Annotated in this window: 1 pseudogene; it reads left to right on the top strand. The window is 74.9% G+C overall.

What is annotated here, in order from left to right:
- A pseudogene (locus EBH09_RS38910) lies at positions 1 to 271 on the top strand (N-acetylmuramoyl-L-alanine amidase); the annotation flags it as partial.

Below are 271 nucleotides of genomic sequence, written 5' to 3'. Positions count from 1 at the left end.
CGGCACTTCTCACTGGTCGGTCTCGTCTGGGACGACCCGGACACCGAACTGCACGGCCACGTCCAGGTCCGCACCCGCGCCGCCGCCACCGGCACCTGGTCCGGCTGGCAGGAGCTGGAGGCCCACAACGCCGACCACGCGGCCGACCCAGGCACCCCCGAGAGCACCTCGGGCCGCGTCCGCGGCGCCACCGCCCCGCTGTGGGTGGGCGAGTCCGACGGCGTGGAGGTACGGGTACGAGCGGAAAGCATCCCGGAGGCGGCCAGGGCGA

It is taken from the genome of Streptomyces sp. E2N166, from assembly GCF_003671715.1.
Taxonomy (GTDB): domain Bacteria; phylum Actinomycetota; class Actinomycetes; order Streptomycetales; family Streptomycetaceae; genus Streptomyces; species Streptomyces thinghirensis.
Note: the sequence above shows the minus strand (reverse complement) of the source record. Positions and strands in the feature narration are given on the sequence as shown.